This window comes from Bradyrhizobium sp. Ec3.3, assembly GCF_000472925.1.
Classification (GTDB): Bacteria; Pseudomonadota; Alphaproteobacteria; order Rhizobiales; family Xanthobacteraceae; genus Bradyrhizobium.
Genome location: NZ_AXAS01000002.1, coordinates 43,535 through 69,911, shown reverse-complemented (window position 1 = coordinate 69,911; position 26,377 = coordinate 43,535). Strand labels below are relative to the sequence as shown.

Here is a 26,377-nt window from a genome sequence, read left to right as displayed (position 1 = left end):
CTCTAGCGCGCGGCGACCTTCGCCGGGGCCTTGCTTTCCGCCTTGCCGGCCGTCAGCCCCATCACCGCCATCCCGACCACGCGCTCGATGATGCCGTCGACGTCGTCGAGATCGCATCGGCCGTCCGACAGCTTGGTCAGCCGTTCGCTCTCGCGGATGGTGTGGTGCGCCATGGCGAGCGCGAAGTGCAGGCCCCAATAGATCTCCTCGTCGCTGCGGTCGGGCAGTGCGCGGCGCATCGCGGCGGCAAACTTGCGCAGATGGTCGATCTCGCGGTTCTTGATGCGGCGGATCGGCGGCACGGATTCAATCGAGGCGCGGATCATGAAGCGTGCCGCGGTGGAACGCTGGTTCGCCGGCCCCAGGCAGCCGTGCAGGGTAGGGCCGACGAGGGCGCGCAGGATTACGTCGACGGAGGCGCGACCGTCGCCTTGTTCTTCCGCCGTCTTGAGCTCCGCCAGGCGCTCGCGATTGAGGGCGATGCTCCGCGTCACGAACAATTCGGCGATCAACTCGTCCTTCGAGCCGAAATGGTAGTTCACGGCCGCAAGGTTCACGTTGGCCTCGGCGACGATGTCGCGCAGCGTCACGTCGCCAAAGCCGCGAACGGCGTAGAGCCGCTCGGCGGCGGCGAGAATGGCAGATCTGGTCTGATCGCTGGCCATGGGTGCCCTCAGGGGAGGGAGTTGCAATTCAAACAGTTGTATGAAACTATCGTTTGAAGGCCGGGAAAAGTCAATCCGCAATCGGGACCCGTTCGCAACAGCGACGCCGGGTTCCGAAAAGCGGCCCGCAAGCTCGTTGTCGCGGCTTGCAGGCCGCGCGAGGCGGGAGGACAGTCCGGCACAAAAGATCGTTCAAAGAGAGAGACGAGGAGCGTCCCATGGACTTCGACATGTCCCCCAAGCAGAAGGAATGGCTCGAACGCGTGCAGTCCTTCATGACCAAGCACGTGCGCCCCGCTGTTCCCGTCTACAATCAGCAGGACCACACGGGCGAGCGCTGGAAGGTCATCCCGGTTCTCGAAGAGCTGAAGAAGAAGGCCAAGGCCGAGGGCCTCTGGAACATGTTCCTGCCGCCGTCCAAGGAGCACGACGACGACGAATTCCACGGCGCGGGATTGACCAATCTCGAATACGCGCTGCTCTCGGAGCAGATGGGCCACATCTCCTGGGCCTCGGAAGTATTCAACTGCTCCGCGCCCGACACCGGCAACATGGAAGTCTTGTTCCGCTACGGGACCAAGGAACAGAAGCGCAAATGGCTGCGTCCACTGATGGACGGCGAGATCCGCTCCGCCTTCCTGATGACGGAGCCGGCGGTTGCCTCGTCCGATGCTACCAACATCGAGACCCGCATCGAGCGCGACGGCGATCATTACGTCATCAACGGCCGCAAATGGTGGTCGTCCGGTGTCGGCGACCCCCGCTGCAAGATCGCGATCCTGATGGGCAAGACCGATATCAACGCGGCCAAGCATCAGCAGCAGTCGCAGATCCTGGTGCCGCTCGACACGCCCGGCATCAAGATCGAGAAGATGCTGCCGGTGTTCGGCTTCGACGATGCGCCGCACGGCCACGCCCAGGTGCTCTTGGAGAATGTCCGCGTTCCCGCATCGAATCTCCTGCTCGGCGAAGGCCGTGGCTTCGAGATCGCGCAGGGACGCCTCGGTCCCGGCCGCATCCATCACTGCATGCGCACAATCGGCAAGGCCGAGGAGGCGCTGGAGAAGATGGTGAAGCGGCTGATGTCGCGAACCGCGTTCGGCAAGAAGATCATCGAGCACTCGGTGTGGGAGCAGCGTATCGGCGAAGCCCGTACCGATATCGAGATGAACCGCCTGCTGTGCCTGAAGGCCGCCGACATGATGGACAAGGTCGGCAACAAGACCGCGCAGCTCGAGATCGCCATGATCAAGGTCGCAGCTCCCAACATGGCGCTGAAGATCATCGACCAGGCGATCCAGGCCTTTGGCGGCGCCGGTGTCTCGGATGAAGCCGGTCTTGCCAAGGACTACGCGGGCATCCGAACGCTCCGTCTCGCCGACGGTCCGGACGAGGTGCACAATCGCGCCATTGCCAGACTTGAAATCCGGAAGTATGCAAACTCTCCCAAGCACTAAAAGGGAGAGCCCGGCGGCGCTCCCGAATAAGATCGAGAAGACTGTGAGGGAGCGTCATCGTGGCTGACGGCGTCAGGAAAGACGAGGAGTTCTCGGGCACCAAGCCCGTCGAGGAGCGGCATCGTTTCGACGAGCTGCGGCTCGAGAACTGGATGCGCGAGAACGTCGAAGGCTATCAGGGCCCGCTGGTCGTCCTGCAATTCAAGGGCGGCCAGTCCAACCCGACCTATCGGCTGGATACGCCCGGCCGTTCCTACGTGATGCGCCGAAAACCGTTCGGCAAATTGCTGCCGTCGGCGCATGCGGTCGATCGCGAATATCGCGTGATCGCAGCGCTCGGAAAGCAGGGCTTTCCGGTCGCGAAAGCCTATGCGCTCTGCCAGGACGACGGCATCATCGGCGCTGCCTTCTACATCATGTCGATGGAGGAGGGCCGGGTGTTCTGGGATCCGACGCTGCCGAGCCAGACGGGCGAGGCGCGCCGACAAATCTTCACCAGCAAGATCGAGACGCTGGCGAAGCTGCACATGTACGATCCCGCTGCGATCGGCCTTGGCGATTTCGGCAAGCCCGGCAATTATTTCGCGCGGCAGATCGATCGCTGGACCAAGCAGTATCGGGCATCCGAGACCCAGCACATTCCGGAGTTCGAGAAGGTCGCCGAATGGCTGCCGCGCACCGTGCCGGAGCAGGCGCGCGTCTCGATTGTTCACGGGGACTACCGGCTCGACAACATGATTTTCCACGCGACGGAACCGCGCGTGCAGGCCGTGCTGGATTGGGAGCTGTCGACGCTCGGCGATCCCATGGCCGACTTCACCTATCTGTTGATGCAGTGGATCATGCCGGGCCTGGAAGGCGCCGACATCAAGGCGCTCAACATTCCGAGCCTGGAAGAAGCGGCGCAGATCTATTGCAACGCGACCGGGATGAGCGTGCCCGATCTCAACTGGTACTTCTCCTACAATCTCTTCCGTCTCGCCGGCATCACGCAAGGAATCGCAGGCCGGATCCGTGACGGCACTGCCGCGAATGCAAAAGCGCTCGAATCCGCCAAGCGCACCGTGCCGCTGTCGAAGGCATCATGGGAATACGCGCAGAAGGCGGGTGCGGCGTAGGGAATGGGAAGGCGCGGACGAAGAAGCCGTGCCTTTCTTCTTGGTGCGAACTCGCGTGTCCCGGACGCGGTGCAGCACGAAGTGCTGCTCCGCAGAGCCGGGACCCAGTCACGTCACCAGGAAATTCAGCTCATCCGTGAGATCGCGCCAATCCGGATTGAGTTGCTCGACTAATTTGAGTTTCCAGGCGCGCCGCCAACGCTTCAGCGAATGTTCGCGCGACCGCGCTTCGAGCACTGAAGCAAAGGACTCGAAGTAAACCAGCAAAGTCACGTCATGCTGCCGTGTGAAGCCAGGTACGAGCTTGGCTTTGTGCTCGGTCATTCGGCGAACGAGATCGTTCGTAACTCAGACATAGAGGGTGCCGTTTCGCTTGCTTGCGAGGATGTAAACGAAGAAGGGCATTTCCATGCAGCCGATGCTCAAGACGTGCGACCTAAGATTGCATATTCGGACGGCGCCGCCAATCCTTCTGGGTCCCGGCTCTGCGGCGCGTCACTTCGTGCCGCACCGCATCCGGGACACGATGTTCCGTCTCGCGGGCTACGTGCTACTGCTACCACGCCACTGGGGGTGGCCTGTACTCGTTGTAATCCTCGAACTCCCATTTCCCGAGACGCCCCAGTCTTTCGGCCACCTCGCGCCAGGAACTTGCAGAGTATCTAGCGCAATAGTCTTCGACAAACCGTTCCAGCTGCGCGTAGTTGAATTCCTTGACAAAGAGATAGTGCCTCCCTTCGACGATATCGCCCTTCATCTTTGAGGCGAACCAATCGGGGGTGCAGAGCATGAACTCGAAGGACTCTTCGCCCATGCCATCCGCAGGTCCAATCATAGCCATGACCAAAATCCCGAACGGTCCATTCGGCATGAATTGATCGAGCGGATCCGCCTCCGGACTGTATAGCGATCTCAGTTGGGCTCGAACCTTCTCTGCGGGCGCCATTTGTCGTCTAACTCGTCGCGCAATGCGCGATCAGCTTCGCGACAAAATCCCCGCACTTCTCCAGCTCCGACATCTCCACGAACTCGTCCGGCGTGTGCGCCTGGGCGATCGAGCCGGGGCCGACCACCACCGATGGGATGTCGGCGATGCTGACGAACAGGCTCGCCTCGGTGCCGAAGGCGACCTTGGCGTGGTCGTTGCGGCCGGCGAGCTTCTTGGCGAGCGTGACGATGGCATCGTCCGCCTGCATGTCGAGGGCGGGATAGTCGAGGATCTCCTCGAAATCGATGCCGCATTCCGGGCGGCGTTTCTTCATCGCCGGCTCGATCTCGGCCTTGGCCCAGGCGATGATCGCATCCGTCACCTCTCGTGACTCGGTGATGCCGAGCCCGCGGCATTCGAACTCGACGGTGCAGGTATCCGGCACGATGTTGAGCGCGGCACCGCCATGCACGATGCTCGTCAGCAGCGTCGCGTGCGGGACGTCGTAGGGGCTGTTCTGCTCCGCCTTTGCGGCAAGCTGAACGGCTCGGCGGCGGATCTCGGTGATCAGCTCGGCCGCATATTCGATGGCGTTGACGCCATCGGGGGCAATCGAGGAGTGGCGGGCGAGACCCTTGAAGGTCGCGCGTACGCCGTGCTTGCCCTTGTGACCGATGATGATTTTCATCTCGGTGGGCTCGCCGACGAAGCAGCCGAGTGGCCGCAGCGGCTTCTTGGCAACCTCGCGCAGCATCGGCCGCACGCCGATGCAGCCGATCTCCTCGTCATAGGAGATCGCAAGATGGATCGGCGTGGTCAGCTTCGCCTCAACCATCTCGGGCACCATGGCAAGGCACACGGCGACGAAGCCTTTCATGTCGGTGGTGCCACGTCCGTAGAGGCGGCCGTCGCGCTCGATCAGCTTGAACGGATCGTGGGTCCATGTCTGGCCTACGACGGGCACGACGTCGGTATGACCCGACAGCACGAGGCCGGCGCGGTCCTCAGGGCCAATGGTGACCCAGAGCGAGGCCTTCTGCCCGGTCACATCCACGATCCGCTGTCCGCTGACGCCGAAGGAGGCAAGATAGCTCTCGATATAGGCGATCAGAGGCAGGTTCGAGCGGTCGCTCACGGTGTCGAAGGCGACGAGGTCGGCGAGCAGTTTGCAAATACGGTCGGGTCTTTGGCCTGGCATTGTCTGGTTCTTGGGAAAAGGAGAGGTGGGCGGCTCAGCCGCGTGCACGAACCATACCAACGGCGGTGCCCGTCGGGCAAATCACCTGCCCGTAGCACACGGCGCGATCCTACTTTGCATGGGGTTGTTTTCGAGGAAAAAGGAATCGCTGGTGCCGTTGGGCAGATCAGCTTTGGGATTTTGTCCTGATGATGCTGGGAACGGTGAAGTGCCACACGTAAAGTATCGTGTCCCGGACGCGGTGCAGCGTGTAACGCTGCGCCGCAGAGCCGGGACCCACTTCGGTCGTGTCGTCGGGAAGCATGGGCCCCGGCTCAGCAGCGCATCGCTAGCGCGCTGCGCTGCGTCCGGGGTACGCGAGCGTCAAACCGGCTTGCCCGTGTACGGCATCGACGCGGTGAGGCCGCCGTCGACCGGAAAGGCCTGACCGTTGACGTACGACGCCTCGTCGCTCGCCAGGAACAATCCCATTGCCGCGAGCTCGTGCGGCTGGCCGGGGCGCTTGAGCGGATTGAGCTGGCCGATCTTGTCGGCGGTGCCGCGCTCCTTGGCGCGATCGAAGATCGGCTTCGTCATGCCGGTTTCAATCAGCCCGGGGCACACCGCGTTGATGCGCACGCCGGTGCCGGAGAGCGAATAGGCTGTCGTCTGCACCAGGCTGATCACGCCAGCCTTGCTCGCGGCGTAGGGATGGCCGCTGGCACCAGCCTTGAGGCCCGCGACCGACGCCGTCAGCACGATCGCGCCGGATTGCTGCTGCACCATGTGCGGCATCGCGTACTTCACCGCGAGGAAGGGGCCGATCAGGTTGACGCGCAACACCTCCTGCCAATGCTCCACCGTCTGCTCGGCGAGCGGCACGAGCCCGCCCGAGACGCCGGCATTGGCCCAGATCACGTCGAGCCGGCCGTGCGTCTTCACCGCCTTGTCGATGACGGCCATGACGTCCTTCTCGGAACCCGCGTCAGCGATCATGGCCTCGGCGGTGCCGCCGGCGCGCTTGATCTCCTCGATTGTCTCCTTCACACCCTCGGTGCGATCGACCGCGATCAGTCTTGCGCCTTCTTTCGTGAACAGAAGCGATGCGGCGCGGCCGATGCCGCTGCCCGCGCCGGTGATGATGACGGATTTGCCTTGCAGGCGGCCCATGCGTTTCTCCCTGGTGGCTCTCGCGCGACGCTTGCCGCGCGACGGAATTTCAAACAGAATTTCAAACGGCAAAGTGTCTTGAGACACGTTCGCTACTCACGTACAGCGACATCAAACGGGATGGAAGGGTTTCGATGATGTCGAACCAGGACAAGCCAAAAGTCGTCACCACGCGGTGGTGGTGGGTCCGTCACGCGCCGGTGCGCAATGACGGCGGCAACATCTACGGTCAGAAGGATCTCGCCTGCGACACCAGCGACCTGGAGGTGTTCGAGGCGGTCGCAAAAATCCTGCCGCGAGATGCGGTCTGGTACTCGAGCAATCTGATGCGCACGCATCAGACGGCGGAGGCGATCTGGGCGGCCGGCTTTCCGAAGCCAGCCAGCATGACGTGGGAAGCGGATTTCGCCGAGCAGAATCTCGGCGAGTGGCAGGGCATGAATCGTGCTGCCTTCGTCGCGAGCCGCCCTGCGGGCAGTAGCTGGTTCGCCGACATCAACGAGCCCGCGCCAGGCGGCGAAAGTTTCATGGATCTTTACAACCGCACCTGCCGCACGATCGAACGGATCAATCGCGAGCAGGCGGGGCAGGACGTGATCGCGGTTACGCATGGCGGCACGATCAAGGCGGCGCTGGGGCTCGCGCTCGGCGGCGAGCCTGAGAAGGGACTCTCCTTCGACATCGATAATGTCTCGGTGACGCGGCTCGATCATTTCGCGACAGCAGAGCGCGTCGTCTGGCGCCTGCCGATGGTGAACCAGCAGCCATGGATCGCGGACGACAGGCACAACGCGATGCATCAGCCCGCAGGGCCGGAAGTCAAGAAGCTCGCGTGAGCCGTCGCCGCTGAGCGCGGCCGCGGCTCGAGCTTGCGAACAAATCAACGTCGTCAATTGTGGGAGAGAAACATGACCTTGTTCGACATGAAGGGAAAAGTCGCCGTCATCACGGGATCGACGCGTGGCATCGGGCTTGCGATCGCCGAGCGCATGGCCGAGCACGGGGCCAAGGTCGTGATCTCCTCGCGCAAGGCTGACGTCTGCGAGGAGGTGGCGAAGGGAATCAACGACAGGTTCAGCAAGGGCACCGCGGTCGCGATTGCCGCCAACATCTCCTCGAAGGAAAATCTGCAAAACCTCGTCGACGAGAGCAACCGCGCCTTCGGCAAGATCGACGTGCTGGTCTGCAACGCCGCTTCGAATCCGTATTACGGTCCGCTTGCCGGCATCTCCGATGATCAGTTCCGAAAAATCCTCGACAACAACATCGTCGCCAACAACTGGCTGATCTCGATGGTGGTACCGCAGATGATCGAGCGCAAGGACGGCTCGGTCATCATCGTCTCCTCGATCGGCGGCCTCAAAGGCTCGACCATCCTCGGCGCCTACGCGATCTCCAAGGCCGCCGACATGCAGCTCGCGCGGAACCTCGCCTGCGAATACGGCAAGCACAACATCCGCGTGAACTGCATCGCGCCAGGCCTGATCAAGACCGATTTCGCGAAGGCGCTGTGGGACAATCCGGAGAACCTGAAGGCCTCGACCTCGCGCTCGCCGCTTTTGCGCATCGGCATCCCCGACGAGATCGCAGGCGCGGCGGTGTTCCTCGGCTCTAAGGCCGGCGACTTCATGACCGGCCAGACCATGGTCATCGACGGCGGCGCGACGATCAGTTGACGCGTTCGCGCGGGAAAGGGCAAGCATACCGCCCCTACTCAGGCGTCATCGTCCGCGAAAGCGGACGATCCAGTACTCCGCGGCGGTGGTTGGGTAAACCAACTCCAGCCGCGGAGTACTGGATGCCCCGCCTTCGCGGGGCATGACAGCGGAGGGGCCGGATACAGCTCCCGCGTCACTCCACCGCCGCGTACACGAGATTCCGCACCAGCGTCCGCGTATAGTCGCGCTGTCCCGGGCCCTGGCTCATGAATACTGCGACCAAGTCCTCCTTCGGGTCGATCCAGAAGAAGGTGCCGGCGATGCCGCTCCAGAAGAACTGGCCGACGCTGCCGGGGAAGGGCGCGATGCCGGGCTCTCTGCGGACGGCGAAGCCGAGGCCGAAGCCGTGGCCAGGCGCGAGCAGCGTGCCGTTGATCTTCACGTTCGGGCTCAGGTGATCGGAGGCCATAAGCTCCAGCGTCTTGCGGCCGATGATGCGGGCACCATCGAGCGTGCCGCCGTTGCGCAGCATCAGCGCGAAGCGGGCGTAGTCCATGGTGGTGGAGACCAGACCGCCGCCGCCGGACTCCATCGCCGGCCGCTCCAGCATGTTGAAGAGGGCGATCTTGTCGCCGGTCCAGGGATCGGTGGGGAAGGGCTCGGCGAGGCGGGAGGCATTGGCCTCGCTGGTCGAGAAACCGGTCTCGGTCATCTGAAGGGGGGCGAGGACACGCTCGCTCAGGAAGGCGCCGAGTGACTTGCCGCTGACGACCTCGATGATGCGTCCAAGAAGGTCGGTCGAGCGGCTGTAATTCAATTCCGCGCCGGGCTGGCAGACCAGCGGGAAGCTCGCGACCAGGGCGGCGTGCTCGGCGTTGGTGATCTTGCGGCTGCGGACACGGGACTCCTGGTAGAGCTTGTGCACGGGGCCGTCGCCCTGGTGCTCGTAGGTGATGCCGGAGGTGTGGCGGAGCAGGTCCTGGACCGTGATCGGACGGTGGGCCGGAACCAGTTCGAGCTTGCCACCGCTGACGACGCCGACCTGTGGCTTGGCGAATTCGGGGATGTACTTGGCAATGGGATCGCTGAGCAGGACATGGCCGTCCTCGACCAGCGTCATGATGCCGACCGACACGATCGGCTTCGTCATCGAGAAGATGCGGAAGATCGAATCATGCGCCATCGGCACCGGAGCCGCCGGGCTCTGCCGGCCGAGCGCCTCGAACCAGCCGACCTGGCCGCGGCGGGCCACCAGCACGGTCACGCCGGGAACGGTTCCCTTGTCGATTTCGCGCTTGAAGGCATCCGACATCGCCTGGAGGCGGGGGCGCGACAGGCCCAGCGTTTCGGGTCTGGCCTCGGGCAAAGGCGGGGTCGGTGTCGCAATTTTCGGCTTCGAGGCGGTTTGAGCGCTCATTGTCACTCCCGGGTTGTTGTTCTGGTTCAGGATGAACTGTGGCCCGGAAGTCGCGGTGTGAACAAGCGCCTCGCCTGCGCTTCTCCCTTGCAAACCGGCCGCCCCCTGTGCTTGAAAGCGGCCCTGACCTGCGGCGACGCGGGTCTGTAGGAGTGTAGCTCAATTGGTAGAGCACCGGTCTCCAAAACCGGGGGTCGCAGGTTCGAGCCCTGCCACTCCTGCCAGCTAAGTCTGCCAGCCAAATCCAACAGAATCAGATGTGAAGCGGGGCAAGTCCAATCATTGCAAATTGGGCTTCTTGACCGTCGGCGTGCCCGAACCGCCGCCGCTGCCAGGATTGAGGTTGCCGGTGGAATCGTCGAACTGGCCGTTCGCGCTGAAGGTGACCGAGCCCCGTGAGGGACGCGGCGCGCCATAGGCGGGCGGGGCGGCGCAGGACGACGGGTAGCCATTGTACGTGCGGCCCGGCGCCAGTGTCGTGGTGTTCACACCGGTGGTGTGGATGCTGAGATTCGGCGACAGGCCGGCGGCATGGACGGCGGGCGCGGCCAGCGCGAGAAGGGCGGTCACGGCGGTAATCGCAGCGGCAATTGTCAGCGCGGTGGTGGCAATCAGGGTCGTCAACGCGGCAATGGGCTTCAGCATGGTCGCCTCCTAAAGGGTTCATGCCCACCCCTTGGTGTCGCCCTTGCGAGGGCGGGTTCGAAGCTCCGGCGGAGCTTCATCCCGGCCCGATAAGCCCTTGATCCTGATCGGCTCTCGTACGGCTGCCCGGGAATAGGGCCTGACGGGACGGGCTGCCCGCACCTTGACCTTTGGCCCCATCCGCAGTAGATACCCGCCACCTGCAGCCGGCCCGTTAGACGCGGATTTCCGGCGCGGCCTTGAAATCCCCGAACAATCGAGCCCGGTTTCCGGCTCATCCTTCAAGCGAAGAGGGTTGGGCAGACGGCGGCTGTTCGGATCCCTTTAAATCTTTTTCTCGTCTCACGTCGGACGTTGGACATCAACGATGGCAGTCAGCCCGTTCAAGTTCTTGCAGGAAGTGCGCTCGGAGACCGCGAAGGTCACCTGGCCGACCCGTCGCGAGACCACGATCACCACGATCATGGTGTTCGTCATGGTTGCCCTGGCGTCGATCTTCTTCTTCGCCGCCGACCAGATCATCCGTTACCTCGTCACCCTTCTTTTGGGCATTCACTGATGGCAACAGCCGCAGCAACTCAATCGTCCGACAAGCGCTGGTACATCGTCCACGCGTACTCGAACTTCGAGAAGAAAGTCGCCGAATCGATCCGCGAGCAGGCCAAACAGCGCAACCTCGAGGAACTCTTCGAGCAGGTGCTGGTGCCGACCGAGAAGGTCACGGAAGTGCGCCGCGGCCGCAAGATCGACGCCGAGCGCAAGTTCTTCCCGGGCTACGTGCTGGTGAAGATGAAGCTGACCGACGAGGCGTTTCATCTGATCAAGAACACCCCGAAGGTCACGGGCTTCCTGGGCGCGGAAAACAAGCCGATGCCGATCTCGGAAGCCGAGGCGATGCGCATCCTGCACCAGGTGCAGGAGGGCGTGGAGCGGCCGAAGGCGTCGGTGTCGTTTGAGATCGGCGAGAACGTGCGCGTGGCCGATGGCCCGTTCGCATCGTTCTCCGGTGTCGTCGAGGAAATCGACGAGGCGCGCTCGCGCGTGAAGGTCGCGGTGTCGATCTTCGGCCGCGCAACGCCGGTGGAACTGGAATTCGGTCAGGTCGAGAAGGTCTGACCGGGTACGCGTGAGGCCTTGGCCTCGCGCATTTGAGAGGCCGTGGGAGGAGAGGGGCGGTCGCCAGCCGCTAACGATCCCGACCACGAACCTGAAACCGCCAGCCTTCGGGCCGGCACAACAGGAGTGATACATGGCAAAGAAAGTGACCGGATACCTGAAGCTTCAGGTCCCGGCCGGTGCGGCGAATCCCTCGCCCCCGATCGGTCCCGCGCTTGGTCAGCGCGGTCTCAACATCATGGAGTTCTGCAAGGCGTTCAACGCCCAGACCCAGAAGGAAGAGAAGAACACCCCGATCCCGGTGATCATCACCATCTATGCGGACCGTTCCTTCACCTTCGAGATGAAGACGCCGCCGATGTCCTACTTCCTCAAGCAGGCTGCCAAGATCCAGTCTGGCTCGAAGGCGCCGGGCCGTGACAAGGCCGGCAAGGTGACCAAGGCGCAGGTGCGCGAGATCGCCGAGAAGAAGATGAAGGACCTGAATTGCGATACCATTGAATCGGCCATGAAGATGGTCGAGGGCTCCGCCCGTTCGATGGGTCTGGAAGTTGCGGGGTAACGGGCCATGGCAATCGGAAAGCGTTTGAGGAAGGCCCGCGAGGGCGTTGATCGCGAGAAGCTCTATCCGCTCGCGGACGCCATCAAGATGGTCAAGGAGCGCGCGAAGTCGAAGTTCGACGAGACGATCGAGATCGCGATCAATCTCGGCGTCGATCCCCGTCACGCCGACCAGATGGTCCGTGGCGTCGTGAACCTGCCGAACGGCACCGGCCGCACCCTGCGCGTCGGCGTGTTCGCGCGCGGCGCCAAGGCGGACGAAGCCAAGGCCGCGGGTGCCGACGTCGTCGGCGCCGAGGACCTGGTCGAGAAGGTGCAGAACGGCACCATCGACTTCGACCGTTGTATCGCGACCCCCGACATGATGCCGCTGGTCGGCCGTCTCGGTAAGGTGCTCGGCCCGCGCGGCCTGATGCCGAACCCGAAGATCGGCACCGTGACCATGGACGTCACCAGCGCCGTCAAGGGCGCCAAGGGCGGTTCGGTCGAGTTCCGCGTTGAGAAGGCCGGCATCGTGCAGGCCGGCGTCGGCAAGGCCTCGTTCTCCGAGGAGAAACTGGTCGAGAACGTCAAGGCGCTCGCGGATGCGGTCTCCAAGGCGAAGCCGGCAGGCTCCAAGGGCACCTACATCCAGCGCGTCGCGGTGTCCTCGACCATGGGCCCGGGCGTGAAGGTCGAGCCGGGCACGATCCTCGGCTAAGGCAATAGATCAACAGATGCGGACAGGGGCGGAATTGGGCAACCGATTCTGCCCCTTCCGTTTGTGAGGTCGTTCACGGGAAACAATAACAATGGCGGACAAGGTCCTGATCTACTCGCGCTTCCCGAAGACGATGATGGCGCGCTTCGCCGAGCGGTTTGAATTGCTCGACACCGCCGGCAAGCCGGCGCAGGAGGTGTTTTCAAGCGACAAGTTAGGTGACGTCCGCGCGCTGCTCACGGGCGGCGGCAGACCGCTCGGCGCAGGCGCAATGGATCTCTTCCCGAAGCTGGGGGCAATCGTCTGCTACGGCACCGGCTATGACGGCGTCGACCTGAAGACTGCCGCTGCGCGCAACATCGCGGTCGGCCATAGCCCGGGAGCCAATGCGGCCTCGGTCGCCGATATCGCGATGACCTTGATGCTCGCCGCCACCCGCCGGATCCTGGTTGCGGATCAATACGTCCGCAGCGGCGATTGGGCCGCGTCAAAACCTTCGCCGATGATGCGGCCGCAGGCGGGCATGCCCGGCCGCCGCATCGGCGTCTACGGCATGGGCGAGGTCGGCCGCAAGATCGCCGCGCGCTGTGCGGCGTTCGAGAGCGAGGTCGGTTATTTCAGCCGCTCGCGCCACGACGTGCCCTATCAATATTTCCCCACGCTGGAGGCGCTCGCCGACTGGTGCAGCGTGCTCATGGTTGCGGTCCGCGCCGGCGCCGAGACCCATCACGCCGTCAACGCCGACATCCTCAAGCGGTTGGGCGAGGATGGATATGTCGTCAATATCTCGCGCGGCTCGGTGATCGACGAGAAGGCCCTCGTTGCAGCGCTGACCGACAAGCTGATCGCCGGCGCCGGCCTCGACGTCTATGCGAAGGAGCCGCACGCGCCGGGTGCGCTGACCGCGCTGCCCAACGTGGTGCTCGCTCCGCATATCGGTGGCCACACCCTGGAATCGCACGTCGCGATGCAGGACTGCGCGCTGGCGAACCTGACCGCGTTCTTTGCAGGGCGGCCGCTGCCTTACGCTGTCAAAACGGCCTGAGTCAGCCCTTTCGCCGCCGCGTCAAGGCTCCCGGGCAATCAATTGGAACTGGTGTGAATTTTGCTCTTGGCAAGGCCGTCAAGAGCGGTTAAAGCACCGCCTCCGGACGTGCTGGCCGTAGCTGGCGCGTCCGTGCACGCATTCCGAAAACCCGGCACGATAGGAGATCATTCCTTCTCAGGACGTCCGCGAGGATTTGCCCGAAAAGGAAAGAGACCTCATCACGTTGGTGGAATGCGGGCAGAGGTCAACCGGCATGCCGGCGGGCCTTGTCCTGTCCAAGACTGCAGGCGCCCGCGGGAAATCCCGATTTCCCAACGGCTTAATCGCATGGCCTGCATAGACGGGTGAAGACCGGATTTCACTTCGCAGCCACCCCTTGGGCGGCTCGGAATGGGTTTGGTTCGGACCTCGACACCCCGTGGGCCTCACAAGGGTTCCGGGAGGGCAGGCTTTGAATTGTCGTCTTGCCCGGCGTGTCCGAAGGGTTTTGGCCCAGAGGTTCAGGTTTGGGTGGGACGATGGGTGCAACCCGGCGGTCCCGCCTTTCGCGCGACGACCGCCAACCGGAGAGAGCTTGCTGTGGAACGAGCGGCAAAAAAGGAAGCGGTCGAACAGCTCAATGAGGTCTTCAAGACCACGAGCGTCGCGGTCGTTGCTCAATATTCCGGCCTCACTGTCGCCCAGATGCAGAAGCTGCGCATGCAGATGAAGCAGGCTGGCGCCTCGGTGAAGGTCTCGAAGAACCGTCTCGCCAAAATTGCTCTTGAAGGCACTGACGTCGTTGCCATCGGCCCCATGCTGAAGGGGCCGACCGTGATCGCGACTTCGAACGATCCGGTAGCGGCGCCGAAGGTCGCCATCGACTTCGCCAAGGCGAACGAAAAGTTCGTCATCATCGGCGGCTCGATGGGCAAGACCGTCCTGAATGTCGACGGCGTGAAGGCACTTGCCTCGCTGCCGTCGCTTGACGAACTGCGCGGCAAGATCGTCGGCCTCATCGTGGCTCCGGCGACCAAGCTCGCCCAGCTCGCGAATGCGCCGGCGGGCAAGCTCGCACGCGTCATTCAGGCTCATGCCTCAAAGGGCGAAGCGGCCTGACGCCCTTCGCAAAACTCAAACCCGAACCAGACTTACACTTAAGGAAACAGAACAATGGCTGACTTGCAGAAGATCGTTGACGACCTCTCGAGCCTCACCGTGCTCGAAGCCGCTGAGCTCGCCAAGCTCCTCGAAGAGAAGTGGGGCGTGTCCGCCGCTGCCGCCGTCGCGGTGGCCGGCCCGGCTGCCGGTGGCGCTGCCGCCGCTCCGGCCGAAGAGAAGACCGAGTTCACGGTCGTTCTCGCTGCTTCCGGCGACAAGAAGATCGAGGTCATCAAGGAAGTCCGCGCCATCACCGGCCTGGGCCTGAAGGAGGCGAAGGACCTCGTCGAGGGCGCGCCGAAGCCGGTCAAGGAAGGCGTGAACAAGGAAGAAGCCGACAAGATCAAGGCCCAGCTCGAAAAGGCGGGCGCGAAGGTCGAGCTCAAGTAAGCGCAGCTTGCTGGAGCGGGATCCCGGGCGAGCCCGGGATCTTGGCCCGCGAGGCCGATGGCCGGTTCCGGTCACGGCAGGCGGGTCGAATGCAAAAGGCGTGCGACGGGACATCCCGACGCGGGCTGAACACGAAAAAGTGTGGGGATTTGAGGGCTTACCCCTCGAATCTCCACTATTGTCGCCCCATATCGGGTCGACAGCACGAAAGCACGGTGGGCGTGGAAGGCGGAGTTTCCCGCAAGCCGTTGGGAGAGCAGGCTATTTCGGGCTTTTGCAGTCCGTGAAGACAATCGTTGTGACGGGCGGGTGCGCCTTTGCGCCCCGCGCGTCGTTTTGCGTTTTGAAGATCTGAAGAACGGTTCAGGACTTTGACGGTCCGAGATTGGGTTTCCGATCCTCAAAACGGGTTCGAAAAATTCAACCCGGGGAGCGGTGGCAGCCGTGTCCCGGAAGGCGCGCCCAGAGCGGGCGCCGAAATGAGAGGCCACGATGGCGCAGCAGACATTCACCGGTCGCAAACGCGTTCGCAAGTTTTTCGGACACATCAAGGAAGTCGCCGAGATGCCGAACCTCATCGAGGTTCAGAAGGCGTCCTATGACCAGTTCCTGATGGTCGACGAACCCACGGGCGGGCGGCCGGATGAGGGCTTGCAGGCGGTGTTCCGCTCGGTGTTCCCGATCTCGGACTTCTCCGGCACCTCGATGCTCGAATTCGTTCGCTACGAGTTCGAGCCGCCGAAATACGACGTCGACGAGTGCCGCCAGCGCGGCATGACCTTCGCTGCGCCCCTCAAGGTGACGCTGCGACTCATCGTGTTCGATATCGACGAGGAAACCGGCGCGAAGTCGGTCAAGGACATCAAGGAGCAGGACGTCTACATGGGCGACATCCCGCTCATGACGATGAACGGCACCTTCATTGTCAACGGCACCGAGCGCGTCATCGTCTCCCAGATGCATCGTTCGCCCGGCGTGTTCTTCGATCACGACAAGGGCAAGACCCACTCCTCGGGCAAGCTGCTGTTCGCCGCCCGCGTGATCCCGTATCGCGGCTCCTGGCTCGACATCGAGTTCGACGCCAAGGACATCGTCTATGCGCGTATCGACCGTCGCCGCAAGATTCCGGTGACGTCGCTGATGTTCGCGCTCGGACTCGACGGCGAGGAGATCCTCAACACCTTCTACAAGCGCATCCTCTACAAGCGGACCAAGGAAGGCTGGCGCGTTCCGTTCGACGCCAACCGTTTCCGCGGCTATTCCACGACCTCGGACCTGATCGACGCCGACACCGGCAAGGTCGTGCTCGAGGCGGGCAAGAAGCTCACCGTGCGCGCCGCCCGCCAGCTCCAGGAGAAGGGGCTGAAGGCGCTGCGCATGGCCGATGAGGAGCTGGTCGGCAACTACGTCGCCGAGGACCTCGTCAATCCGAAGACCGGCGAGATCCATGCGGAGGCCGGTGAGGAAATCACCGACAAGCTGATGAAGGCCCTCAACGAGCACGGCTACAAGGAGCTGCCGCTGCTCGACATCGACCACGTCAATGTCGGTGCCTACATCCGCAACACGCTCTCGGCCGACAAGAACATGACGCGCGAGGACGCGCTGTTCGACATCTACCGCGTGATGCGTCCGGGCGAGCCGCCGACGCTGGAATCGGCGCAGGCCATGTTCCAGTCGCTGTTCTTCGACGCCGAGCGTTACGACCTCTCGGCGGTCGGCCGCGTCAAGATGAACATGCGCCTCGACCTCGATGCGCCCGACACCCAGCGCACGCTGCGCAAGGAAGACATCCTCTCCGTCATCAAGACGCTGGTGGACCTGCGCGACGGCAAGGGCGAGATCGACGACATCGACCACCTCGGCAACCGCCGTGTGCGCTCGGTCGGCGAGCTCATGGAGAACCAGTACCGCATCGGTCTGCTCCGCATGGAGCGCGCGATCAAGGAGCGCATGTCCTCGGTCGACATCGACACGGTCATGCCGCAGGACCTGATTAACGCCAAGCCGGCGGCCGCCGCCGTGCGCGAGTTCTTCGGCTCCTCGCAGCTCTCGCAGTTCATGGACCAGACCAACCCGCTGTCGGAGATCACCCACAAGCGCCGTCTCTCGGCGCTTGGACCGGGCGGTCTGACCCGCGAGCGCGCCGGCTTCGAGGTGCGCGACGTGCATCCGACGCACTACGGCCGCATCTGCCCGATCGAGACGCCGGAAGGTCCGAACATCGGCCTGATCAACTCGCTCGCGACCTTCGCGCGCGTGAACAAGTACGGCTTCGTCGAGACGCCTTATCGCAAGGTGAAGGACGGCCGTGTCACCGACGAGGTGGTATACCTCTCGGCGATGGAGGAGGGTCGCTACACCGTCGCGCAGGCCAACGTGCCGCTCGACGCCAAGGGCCGCTTCACCGAGGACCTCGTGGTCTGCCGTCACGCCGGCGAAGTTCTGCCGGTGACGCCGGACAAGGTCGACTACATGGACGTGTCGCCGAAGCAGCTCGTTTCGGTCGCAGCTGCCCTGATCCCGTTCCTCGAGAACGACGACGCCAACCGCGCGCTGATGGGCTCGAACATGCAGCGCCAGGCGGTGCCGCTGGTTCGTGCCGAGGCGCCGTTCGTCGGCACCGGCATGGAAGGCGTGGTTGCGCGTGACTCGGGTGCTGCGATCGCGGCGCGCCGCTCGGGCGTGATTGACCAGATCGACGCGACCCGCGTCGTCATCCGCGCGACGGAAGATCTCGATCCGACCAAGTCGGGCGTCGATATCTACCGTCTGATGAAGTACCAGCGCTCCAACCAGTCGACCTGCATCAACCAGCGTCCGCTGGTGAAGGTCGGCGACATCGTCAAGAAGGGCGACATCATCGCCGACGGTCCGTCGACCGATCTCGGCGAGCTCGCGCTGGGCCGCAACGTGCTGGTCGCGTTCATGCCGTGGAACGGCTACAACTTCGAAGACTCGATCCTGCTCTCCGAGCGGATCGTGAAGGACGACGTCTTCACCTCGATCCACATCGAGGAGTTCGAGGTGATGGCCCGCGACACCAAGCTCGGACCTGAGGAAATCACCCGCGACATTCCGAACGTCTCGGAAGAAGCGCTGAAGAACCTCGACGAAGCCGGTATCGTCTACATCGGCGCGGAAGTGCGCGCCGGCGACATCCTGGTCGGCAAGATCACTCCGAAGGGCGAGAGCCCGATGACGCCGGAGGAAAAGCTTCTGCGCGCCATCTTCGGCGAGAAGGCCTCCGACGTCCGCGATACCTCGCTCCGCGTGCCCCCGGGCGTGCAGGGCACGATCGTGGAAGTGCGCGTGTTCAACCGCCACGGCGTCGACAAGGACGAGCGTGCGCTGGCGATCGAGCGGGAAGAGATCGAGCGTCTCGCCAAGGACCGTGACGACGAGCAGGCGATCCTCGACCGCAACGTCTACAGCCGTCTCGCCGACCTTCTCGAAGGACGGCAGGGCATCGCGGGCCCCAAGGGCTTCAAGAAGGACACCAAGATCACCCGTGCGGTGCTCGAGGAGTATCCGAAGTCGCAGTGGTGGCTGTTCGCCTCGCCCAACGACAAGCTGATGGCCGAGATCGAGGCCATGCGGAAGCAGTACGACGAGTCGAAGAAGGGGCTTGAACAGCGCTTCCTCGACAAGGTCGAGAAGCTGCAGCGCGGCGACGAGCTGCCGCCCGGCGTGATGAAGATGGTCAAGGTCTTCGTCGCGGTGAAGCGCAAGATCCAGCCCGGCGACAAGATGGCCGGCCGCCACGGCAACAAGGGCGTGGTGTCGAAGATCGTGCCGATCGAGGACATGCCGTTCCTCGAGGACGGCACCCATGCCGACATCGTGCTCAATCCGCTCGGCGTGCCCTCGCGCATGAACGTCGGGCAGATCCTCGAGACGCATCTCGGCTGGGCTTGCGCCGGCCTCGGCAAGCGCATTGGCCAGACGGTCGATGCCTATCTGTCGAAGCAGGACATGAAGCCGCTGAAGGAGACGCTGAAGAAGATCTACGGCGAGGACGAGACGATCAAGACGCTCAACGACAATGAGCTGATCGAACTCGGCCGCAACCTGAGCCACGGCGTGCCGATCGCGACGCCGGTGTTCGACGGTGCCAAGGAAGCCGACATCGAGGAGATGCTGAAGCTCGCCGGTCTGGACGCTTCGGGCCAGTCGACCGTCTATGACGGCCGTACCGGCGATCCCTTCGATCGCAAGGTGACGGTGGGCTACATTTACATGCTCAAGCTGCACCACCTCGTCGACGACAAGATCCACGCGCGTTCGATCGGTCCGTACTCGCTCGTCACCCAGCAGCCGCTGGGCGGCAAGGCGCAGTTCGGCGGCCAGCGTTTCGGCGAAATGGAGGTGTGGGCGCTCGAAGCTTACGGCGCGGCCTACACGCTCCAGGAAATGCTGACCGTGAAGTCGGACGACGTCGCCGGCCGTACCAAGGTGTACGAGGCGATCGTGCGCGGCGACGACACGTTCGAGGCCGGTATTCCGGAGTCCTTCAACGTCCTGGTCAAAGAAATGCGCTCGCTCGGCCTCAACGTCGACCTGCACAATTCCAAGATGGGACCGGCGCCGACCTCCGAGGCGGCCGAGTAACGCGACTCTTCATGCCCGGCCGAAAAGGCCGGGCATCGGCGTCTTGTCCCGCGCGGTGAGGGCAGGGCGCTCCGCGAATTGAGATTTTCGAATTTGCTGCCGGCCTCGACCGGCACGCGAGGAGAAGACGATGAACCAAGAGATTATGAATCTTTTTAACCCGACGACGCCGGCTCAGGTCTTCGACCAGATCCGGATCTCGATCGCGTCTCCAGAGAAGATTCTGTCCTGGTCCTACGGCGAGATCAAGAAGCCGGAGACCATCAACTACCGGACCTTCAAGCCCGAGCGCGACGGCCTGTTCTGCGCGCGCATCTTCGGGCCGATCAAGGATTACGAGTGCTTGTGCGGCAAGTACAAGCGCATGAAGTACAAGGGCATCATCTGCGAGAAGTGCTCGGTCGAGGTCACGCTGTCGCGCGTCCGGCGCGAGCGCATGGGCCACATCGAGCTCGCCGCGCCCGTCGCCCACATCTGGTTCCTGAAGTCGCTGCCCTCGCGCATCGGCCTCCTGCTCGACATGACGCTGAAGGATCTCGAGCGGATCCTCTACTTCGAATATTACGTCGTGCTGGAACCCGGCCTCACCGCCCTGAAGGACCGTCAGCTGCTGTCGGAAGACGAGTATCTGAAGGCGCAGGACGAGTACGGCCAGGACTCCTTCACCGCCATGATCGGCGCCGAGGCGATCCGCGAGCTGCTCAAGGGGATGGAGCTCGAGAAGCTCGAGGTCAGCTTGCGTGCCGAGATGGCCGAGACCGACTCCGACATCAAGCACAAGAAGCTCGCCAAGCGCCTGAAGATCGTCGAAGCGTTCCGTCACTCCGGCAACAAGCCGGAATGGATGATCCTCACGGTCGTTCCGGTGATCCCACCGGACCTGCGCCCGCTGGTGCCGCTCGACGGCGGCCGCTTCGCGACCTCGGACCTCAACGACCTCTACCGCCGCGTCATCAACCGCAACAACCGCCTGAAGCGGCTGATGGAGCTGCGCGCGCCTGACATCATCATCCGCAACGAAAAGCGCATGCTTCAGGAGGCCGTCGACGCGCTGTTCGACAACGGCCGCCGCGGCCGCGTCATCACCGGCGCCAACAAGCGTCCGCTGAAGTCGCTCGCCGACATGCTCAAGGGCAAGCAGGGCCGCTTCCGCCAGAACCTGCTCGGCAAGCGCGTCGACTATTCGGGCCGTTCGGTGATCGTGGTCGGTCCCGAGCTGCGCCTGCATCAGTGCGGTCTGCCGAAGAAGATGGCGCTCGAGCTGTTCAAGCCGTTCATCTATTCGCGGCTTGACGCCAAGGGCCTGTCCACCACCGTCAAGCAGGCGAAGAAGCTGGTCGAGAAGGAGCGGCCCGAGGTCTGGGACATCCTGGACGAGGTGATCCGCGAGCATCCGGTGCTGCTCAACCGCGCGCCGACGCTGCACCGCCTCGGCATTCAGGCGTTCGAGCCCGTGCTGATCGAGGGTAAGGCGATCCAGCTCCACCCGCTGGTCTGCGCCGCGTTCAACGCCGACTTCGACGGCGACCAGATGGCCGTGCACGTTCCGCTGTCGCTGGAAGCGCAGCTCGAAGCGCGCGTCCTGATGATGTCGACCAACAACATCCTGCATCCGGCGAACGGCCAGCCGATCATCGTGCCGTCGCAGGATATCGTGCTCGGTCTCTATTACCTCTCGATCCTGCGCGAAGGCATGCCCGGCGAGGGCAAGGTGTTCGGCGAGATGGCCGAGCTCGAGCACGCGCTGCATTCGAAGGTCATCCACCTCCACACCAAGATCAAGTACCGGTGGGAAGGCATCGGCGAGGACGGCAAGCCGGCCCGCCGCTGGATCGAGACCACGCCCGGCCGCATCATGCTCGGCAACGTGCTGCCGAAGAGCTCGAAGATCTCGTACGACATCATCAACAAGCTGATGACCAAGCGCGAGATCTCCGGCGTCATCGACCAGGTCTATCGCCACTGCGGCCAGAAGGAGACGGTGATCTTCTGCGACCGCATCATGGCGCTCGGCTTCTACAACGCGTTCAAGGCCGGCATCTCGTTCGGCAAGGACGACATGGTCGTGCCGCACGGCAAGTGGAAGATCGTCGACACTACCCGTACGCTGGCGAAGGATTTCGAGCAGCAGTACAATGACGGTCTGATCACCCATGGCGAGAAGTACAACAAGGTCGTCGACGCCTGGTCGAAGGCGACCGAAGAAATCGCCAAGGCGATGATGAAGGAGATCTCCGCGACCAAGAAGACGGCCAGCGGAGCGGATGCTGACATCAACTCGATCTACATGATGGCCCACTCCGGTGCGCGTGGTTCGCCGGCCCAGATGCGCCAGCTCGCCGGCATGCGCGGCCTGATGGCCAAGCCGTCGGGCGAGATCATCGAGACGCCGATCATCTCGAACTTCAAGGAAGGCCTCTCGGTGCTCGAGTACTTCAACTCGACCCACGGCGCCCGCAAGGGCCTCGCGGACACCGCGTTGAAGACCGCGAACTCCGGCTACCTGACCCGCCGTCTGGTCGACGTCGCGCAGGACTGCATCATCACGCAGGACGACTGCGGCACCAAGCTCGGCATCAAGATGCGCGCCATCGTCGACGCCGGCACGGTGGTGGCTTCGCTCGGCTCGCGCATCCTGGGCCGCGTGGCCTGCGAAGACGTGCGTGACGGCTCGGGCAAGGTGATCATCAAGCGCGGTACGCTGATGGAAGAGAGCCATCTGGATGCCATCCAGCAGGGTGGTGTGCAGGAGGTGAAGATCCGCTCGGCACTGACCTGCGAACTCGTCAACGGCATCTGCGGCAAGTGCTACGGCCGCGACCTCGCCCGCGGCACGCCGGTCAACCACGGCGAAGCGGTCGGCGTCATCGCGGCGCAGTCGATCGGTGAACCGGGCACCCAGCTCACCATGCGCACCTTCCACATCGGTGGTGCGGCGCAGCTCAACGAGCAGTCGTTCGTCGAATCCAACTTCGACGGCAAGATCGTGATCAGGAACAAGGCCATCGCCCGCAACAGCGAAGGTCACCTGATCGCAATGGTCCGCAACATGGTGGTGGCGATCGTCGATGCCGACGGCACCGAGCGTGCGACGCACCGTATTCAGTACGGCTCGCGTCTGCACGTCGACGAGGGCGATAACGTCAAGCGCGGCCAGCGCATCGTCGAGTGGGATCCCTACACCCGTCCGCTCCTCACCGAGGTGGAAGGCACCATCGGTTTCGAGGATCTGGTCGAGGGTCAGTCGATCTCGGAAACGCTGGACGAGGCCACCGGTATCGCCAAGCGTGTGGTCATCGACTGGCGCTCGACGCGCGGCGGTTCGGACCTGCGTCCGGCCATCGTGATCAAGGGCAAGGACGGCAAGGTGCTCAAGCTCGCCCGTGGCGGCGATGCCCGCTACATGCTGTCGGTCGACGCCATTCTCTCGGTCGATATCGGAGCCAAGGTTGCGCCGGGCGACATCCTCGCCCGTGTCTCGACCGAAAGTGCCAAGACGCGTGACATTACCGGCGGTCTGCCGCGGGTGGCGGAACTGTTCGAGGCACGGCGTCCGAAGGATGCGGCGATCATCGCCGAAATCGCGGGCACCATTCGGTTCGGTCGCGACTACAAAAACAAGCGTCGCATCTCGATCGAGCCGATGGACAAGACCGACGAGCCGCGCGAGTACCTGATCCCGAAGGGCAAGCACATCCACCTTCAGGACGGTGACGTCGTCGAAAAGGGCGACTTCATCGTGGAAGGCAACCCGGCGCCGCACGACATCCTGGCGGTCAAGGGCATCGAGGAGCTCGCGGCCTATCTGGTCAACGAGATCCAGGAGGTCTACCGGCTCCAGGGCGTGCTCATCAACGACAAGCACATCGAGGTGATTGTCCGTCAGATGCTCCAGAAGGTGGAAGTCACCGATCAGGGCGAGACCGACATGATCTCCGGCGAGCAGGTCGACAAGATCGAGTTCGACGCGCTCAACGAGAAGGCCAAGGAAGAGGGCAAGAAGCCCGCCACGGGAACGCCGGTTCTGCTCGGCATCACCAAGGCGAGCCTCCAGACCCGCTCGTTCTTCTCGGCGGCCTCGTTCCAGGAGACCACCCGCGTCCTCACGGAGGCGGCGGTCAACGGCAAGGTCGACCCGCTCGAGGGTCTCAAGGAGAACGTCATCGTCGGCCGGCTGATCCCGGCGGGCACCGGCGCCTCCATGGCCAAGATCCGCGAAGTCGCCATGAAGCGCGACAAGCTGATCCTCGACGAGCGCGAGAAGCAGACCTCGGTCGTCTCGCCGGCGCCGGAAGCGGAGCCGGTGGCGCTGCCCCCTGCGGAATGATGGTTCATCCGTACGATTACTGGTGACAATGAAAAGGCCGGCTTTTGCCGGCCTTTTTGCTGCTTTGTTTCCTTGCTGCGGTGCAGGGACGACGTTTGTTCATCTTTCCTTCAGCCAAAAAAGCGCTTCTGTTAAGAGAGCTTAGACCGGTGGTCCCGACACGGGGGGCGGCCGGAGACCACGGAACTGACATGCTTGACCTCGCAATCGTAGGCGGCGGCCCCGGCGGGCTGATGAGCGCCTGGTATCTGAAGCGCAAACTCGGCGATCTCTGCCGCGTCACCATCTATGAGGCCTCCGATCGGCTCGGCGGCAAGATCGTCACGCGCAAATTCGATTCGGCGCCTGCGATGTACGAGGCGGGCGTTGCCGAGATCTACGATTACTCGATGACCGGCCCGGATCCATTGCGGGAACTGATCCAGCATTTCGGGCTTCAGACCATTCCGATGGACGCCGAGCAGGTCCAGTTCGGCGGCGAACTCCTGAACGACGTGACCGGCATGCGCCGCAAGTACGGCGCCAAGACCGCGGCCGCGATCGAGGCGTTCCGCGAGCGCTGCGCAGAGGCGATGTCGCCGATCGAGTATTACGAAGGCGTCGGCGCGCACGACAACGAGAACCCCTGGGCCTACAAGACCGCCGAACAGGTACTCGACGAGGAGGTCGAGGACGAAACGGCAAAACGCTTCTTCAAGGTGATGGCGCGCTCCGACATCGCGACCGAGAGCCACAACACCAACGGCCTCAACGCACTCAAGAATTACCTGATGGATATCGACGGCTATATCGGCCTCTATTCCATCCAGAACGGCAACGAGCAGCTCGTCGAGTGTCTCCAGTCGGAGGTCAACGCCGACATCCAGCTCAATCATCGCGTGCTCGCCGTCGGCAAGGCGCCGACCGGGCGCTACCAACTCAAGATGATGAACGGCAAGGGGCCGGAGACGCGCGACTTCGACCTCGTGCTGGTCTGCCTGCCGCATTCCTGGCTCGCCACGCTCGGCTGGGAAGGCGAGCAGCTCCGCAAGTCGATGGTCAAGCACGTCTCCTATTTCGACCGTCCCGCGCATTACCTGCGCGTCTCGATCCTGTTCGATACCCCGTTCTGGGGCGACAAGATCCCCGGCGCCTGGTTCATGTCCGAAGCCTTCGGCGGCTGCTGCGTCTACAATGAGGGCGCCCGCCACGACGTCGGCAAGCACGGCGTGTTGAACTGGCTCATTCCGGGCTCCGATGCGCTGGCCTTTGCCAATCTCTCCGATCAGGAGTTGATCGACGCCGCGCTGAAATCGCTGCCGGCTGCGCTCGGCGATGCGCGTGCGCATTTCATGGAGGGCAAGATCCACCGCTGGCTGTCTTCGGTGAACGCGTTGCCGGGCGGTTTGCCCGTGCGCGACGTCATGACCAATCACCGGCCGGAACCGAAGGAGCATCCCGGCATCGTCGTGGTCGGCGACTATCTGTTCGATTCGACGCTGAACGGTCTGCTCGACTCCTCGGACGCTGCGACCGACATCATCCTGACCGAGATGATGCGCCTGCGCCGCGCGCGCAGCCAGAGCGAGACACCGCTGTCCGACAAGATCGACCGCGACTATTTCGACAATTATCGCGGTCGGGGCCCCTATGGCGAAGCGTGGCGCCAGTTCACCGACCCAGACTATCTGACGAAGCTCATCGGCATCGTCTGGGGCAAGGCGAAGGGCGCCAAGCTGCTGGTGGCCGGCTCTGCCAGCGGCGAACTCGTCGGCGCGCTGCGCGAGCGCGGGATCGACGCCTTCGGCATCGAGAACAACCGCACCATCCACGCCAGGACGCCGAAGGCGCTCAAGAAGTACAACAAGCTCGGATCGATCGCGGACCTGCCGTTCAAGGACGGCGCGTTCGATTTCGTGTTCGAGACCAGCCTCTGCCACGTCTCCGAGAAGCAGGTCGTCCGCGCGATCAGGGAATTGAACCGCGTGGTCAAGACGGGCCTCGTGTTCGGCTCGATCACCTCCGACATGGCGCCTGGCCTGATCGACCGCTACGACCTCCTGCGCGGGGTCAAGAAGCTCGGTACCTGGTGGGAATGGTCGGAATTGTTCTTCGGCAACGGGTTCGACCTGTCGATGCATCGCAACGACTGCACCGATGCGCTGTGGGCGACGACGCTCGCCGCCAACAAGGGGCCGGGGCAGTGGTACGCTGACGCCGACAGCTTGCGCTATTCCTTCTTCGACAAGGTCGAGGACGACGACTAGTCT

20 protein-coding genes, 1 tRNA gene and 1 pseudogene are annotated in these 26,377 nt (G+C 63.4%); 15 read left to right on the top strand and 7 right to left on the bottom strand.

Translation table 11 applies throughout. From position 1 onward, the window contains the following. Window positions 1-2 precede the first annotated feature (2 nt). Window positions 3-665, bottom strand: a complete 663-nt coding sequence (locus YUU_RS0102830; RefSeq protein WP_027520988.1) for a TetR/AcrR family transcriptional regulator — start codon at window positions 663-665, stop codon at window positions 3-5. A gap of 218 nt (window positions 666-883) precedes the next feature. Between YUU_RS0102830 and YUU_RS0102825 the strand changes: the two genes are divergently transcribed. After that, complete coding sequence (locus YUU_RS0102825; RefSeq protein WP_027520987.1) at window positions 884-2,122, top strand: acyl-CoA dehydrogenase family protein; 1,239 nt, start codon at window positions 884-886, stop codon at window positions 2,120-2,122. A 59-nt stretch (window positions 2,123-2,181) separates the two neighbouring features. Next, window positions 2,182-3,240, top strand: coding sequence for a phosphotransferase family protein (locus tag YUU_RS0102820; protein ID WP_027520986.1), 1,059 nt, complete (start codon window positions 2,182-2,184; stop codon window positions 3,238-3,240). Window positions 3,241-3,348: 108 nt separating this feature from the next. Here YUU_RS0102820 and YUU_RS49940 read toward each other — a convergent pair. From YUU_RS49940 to YUU_RS0102800, 4 genes and pseudogenes are all read right to left on the bottom strand, one after another. After that, window positions 3,349-3,651, bottom strand: a pseudogene (locus tag YUU_RS49940) (GIY-YIG nuclease family protein). A gap of 145 nt (window positions 3,652-3,796) precedes the next feature. Continuing rightward, the gene (locus YUU_RS0102810; protein ID WP_027520985.1) at window positions 3,797-4,186 is read right to left on the bottom strand and encodes an immunity 8 family protein; all 390 of its coding nucleotides are present in this window, start codon (window positions 4,184-4,186) and stop codon (window positions 3,797-3,799) included. A gap of 7 nt (window positions 4,187-4,193) precedes the next feature. After that, a complete protein-coding gene (argE, locus tag YUU_RS0102805; RefSeq protein WP_027520984.1) occupies window positions 4,194-5,366 on the bottom strand; it encodes an acetylornithine deacetylase in 1,173 nt (390 codons plus the stop codon). Between the two features lie 363 nt (window positions 5,367-5,729). After that, a complete protein-coding gene (locus YUU_RS0102800; RefSeq protein ID WP_027520983.1) occupies window positions 5,730-6,515 on the bottom strand; it encodes an SDR family NAD(P)-dependent oxidoreductase in 786 nt (261 codons plus the stop codon). Window positions 6,516-6,652: 137 nt separating this feature from the next. Here YUU_RS0102800 and YUU_RS0102795 point away from each other — a divergent pair, with 137 nt between their 5' ends. Continuing rightward, window positions 6,653-7,351, top strand: coding sequence for a histidine phosphatase family protein (locus YUU_RS0102795; protein ID WP_027520982.1), 699 nt, complete (start codon window positions 6,653-6,655; stop codon window positions 7,349-7,351). Between the two features lie 72 nt (window positions 7,352-7,423). Then, window positions 7,424-8,191: an SDR family NAD(P)-dependent oxidoreductase gene (locus tag YUU_RS0102790; RefSeq protein WP_027520981.1), complete on the top strand. Its 768-nt coding sequence runs from the start codon at window positions 7,424-7,426 to the stop codon at window positions 8,189-8,191. A gap of 175 nt (window positions 8,192-8,366) precedes the next feature. On the opposite strand, the gene YUU_RS0102785 is transcribed toward YUU_RS0102790, so the two are convergent. After that, a complete protein-coding gene (locus tag YUU_RS0102785; RefSeq protein WP_027520980.1) occupies window positions 8,367-9,590 on the bottom strand; it encodes a serine hydrolase in 1,224 nt (407 codons plus the stop codon). Window positions 9,591-9,738: 148 nt separating this feature from the next. On the opposite strand from YUU_RS0102785, the gene YUU_RS0102780 reads away from it, so the two are divergent. Continuing rightward, window positions 9,739-9,814, top strand: a tRNA-Trp gene (locus YUU_RS0102780). 55 nt (window positions 9,815-9,869) lie between these two features. On the opposite strand, the gene YUU_RS0102775 is transcribed toward YUU_RS0102780, so the two are convergent. After that, window positions 9,870-10,235, bottom strand: a complete 366-nt coding sequence (locus YUU_RS0102775) for a hypothetical protein (RefSeq protein ID WP_027520979.1) — start codon at window positions 10,233-10,235, stop codon at window positions 9,870-9,872. Window positions 10,236-10,602: 367 nt separating this feature from the next. Between YUU_RS0102775 and secE the strand changes: the two genes are divergently transcribed. From secE to YUU_RS0102725, 10 genes are all read left to right on the top strand, one after another. Next, the gene (gene secE / locus YUU_RS0102770; RefSeq protein ID WP_027520978.1) at window positions 10,603-10,794 is read left to right on the top strand and encodes a preprotein translocase subunit SecE; all 192 of its coding nucleotides are present in this window, start codon (window positions 10,603-10,605) and stop codon (window positions 10,792-10,794) included. Continuing rightward, window positions 10,794-11,351, top strand: a complete 558-nt coding sequence (nusG, locus tag YUU_RS0102765) for a transcription termination/antitermination protein NusG (protein ID WP_027520977.1) — start codon at window positions 10,794-10,796, stop codon at window positions 11,349-11,351. Before secE ends, nusG begins: the two co-directional genes overlap by 1 nt. Window positions 11,352-11,484: 133 nt before the next feature. Then, complete coding sequence (gene rplK, locus YUU_RS0102760) at window positions 11,485-11,913, top strand: 50S ribosomal protein L11 (protein WP_011088164.1); 429 nt, start codon at window positions 11,485-11,487, stop codon at window positions 11,911-11,913. Between the two features lie 6 nt (window positions 11,914-11,919). Then, window positions 11,920-12,612 (top strand): 50S ribosomal protein L1, encoded by a 693-nt coding sequence (rplA, locus tag YUU_RS0102755; RefSeq protein ID WP_027520976.1) that lies wholly within the window; start codon window positions 11,920-11,922, stop codon window positions 12,610-12,612. Window positions 12,613-12,703: 91 nt separating this feature from the next. After that, window positions 12,704-13,657 (top strand): 2-hydroxyacid dehydrogenase, encoded by a 954-nt coding sequence (locus YUU_RS0102750; protein ID WP_027520975.1) that lies wholly within the window; start codon window positions 12,704-12,706, stop codon window positions 13,655-13,657. A 582-nt stretch (window positions 13,658-14,239) separates the two neighbouring features. Further along, window positions 14,240-14,758 carry a 50S ribosomal protein L10 gene (gene rplJ / locus YUU_RS0102745; protein ID WP_027520974.1) on the top strand — a complete coding sequence of 173 codons (519 nt, stop codon included), beginning with the start codon at window positions 14,240-14,242 and terminating at the stop codon, window positions 14,756-14,758. A gap of 54 nt (window positions 14,759-14,812) precedes the next feature. Continuing rightward, entirely contained in the window at window positions 14,813-15,190 is a 378-nt protein-coding gene (rplL, locus tag YUU_RS0102740) for a 50S ribosomal protein L7/L12 (protein ID WP_027520973.1), read from the top strand. A gap of 492 nt (window positions 15,191-15,682) precedes the next feature. Beyond that, window positions 15,683-19,801, top strand: a complete 4,119-nt coding sequence (rpoB, locus tag YUU_RS0102735; RefSeq protein WP_027520972.1) for a DNA-directed RNA polymerase subunit beta — start codon at window positions 15,683-15,685, stop codon at window positions 19,799-19,801. Between the two features lie 130 nt (window positions 19,802-19,931). After that, on the top strand, window positions 19,932-24,128 hold the full coding sequence (gene rpoC, locus YUU_RS0102730) for a DNA-directed RNA polymerase subunit beta' (RefSeq protein ID WP_027520971.1): 4,197 nt from the start codon (window positions 19,932-19,934) through the stop codon (window positions 24,126-24,128). A 191-nt stretch (window positions 24,129-24,319) separates the two neighbouring features. After that, window positions 24,320-26,374 (top strand): FAD-dependent oxidoreductase, encoded by a 2,055-nt coding sequence (locus YUU_RS0102725; RefSeq protein WP_027520970.1) that lies wholly within the window; start codon window positions 24,320-24,322, stop codon window positions 26,372-26,374. Window positions 26,375-26,377 lie beyond the last annotated feature (3 nt).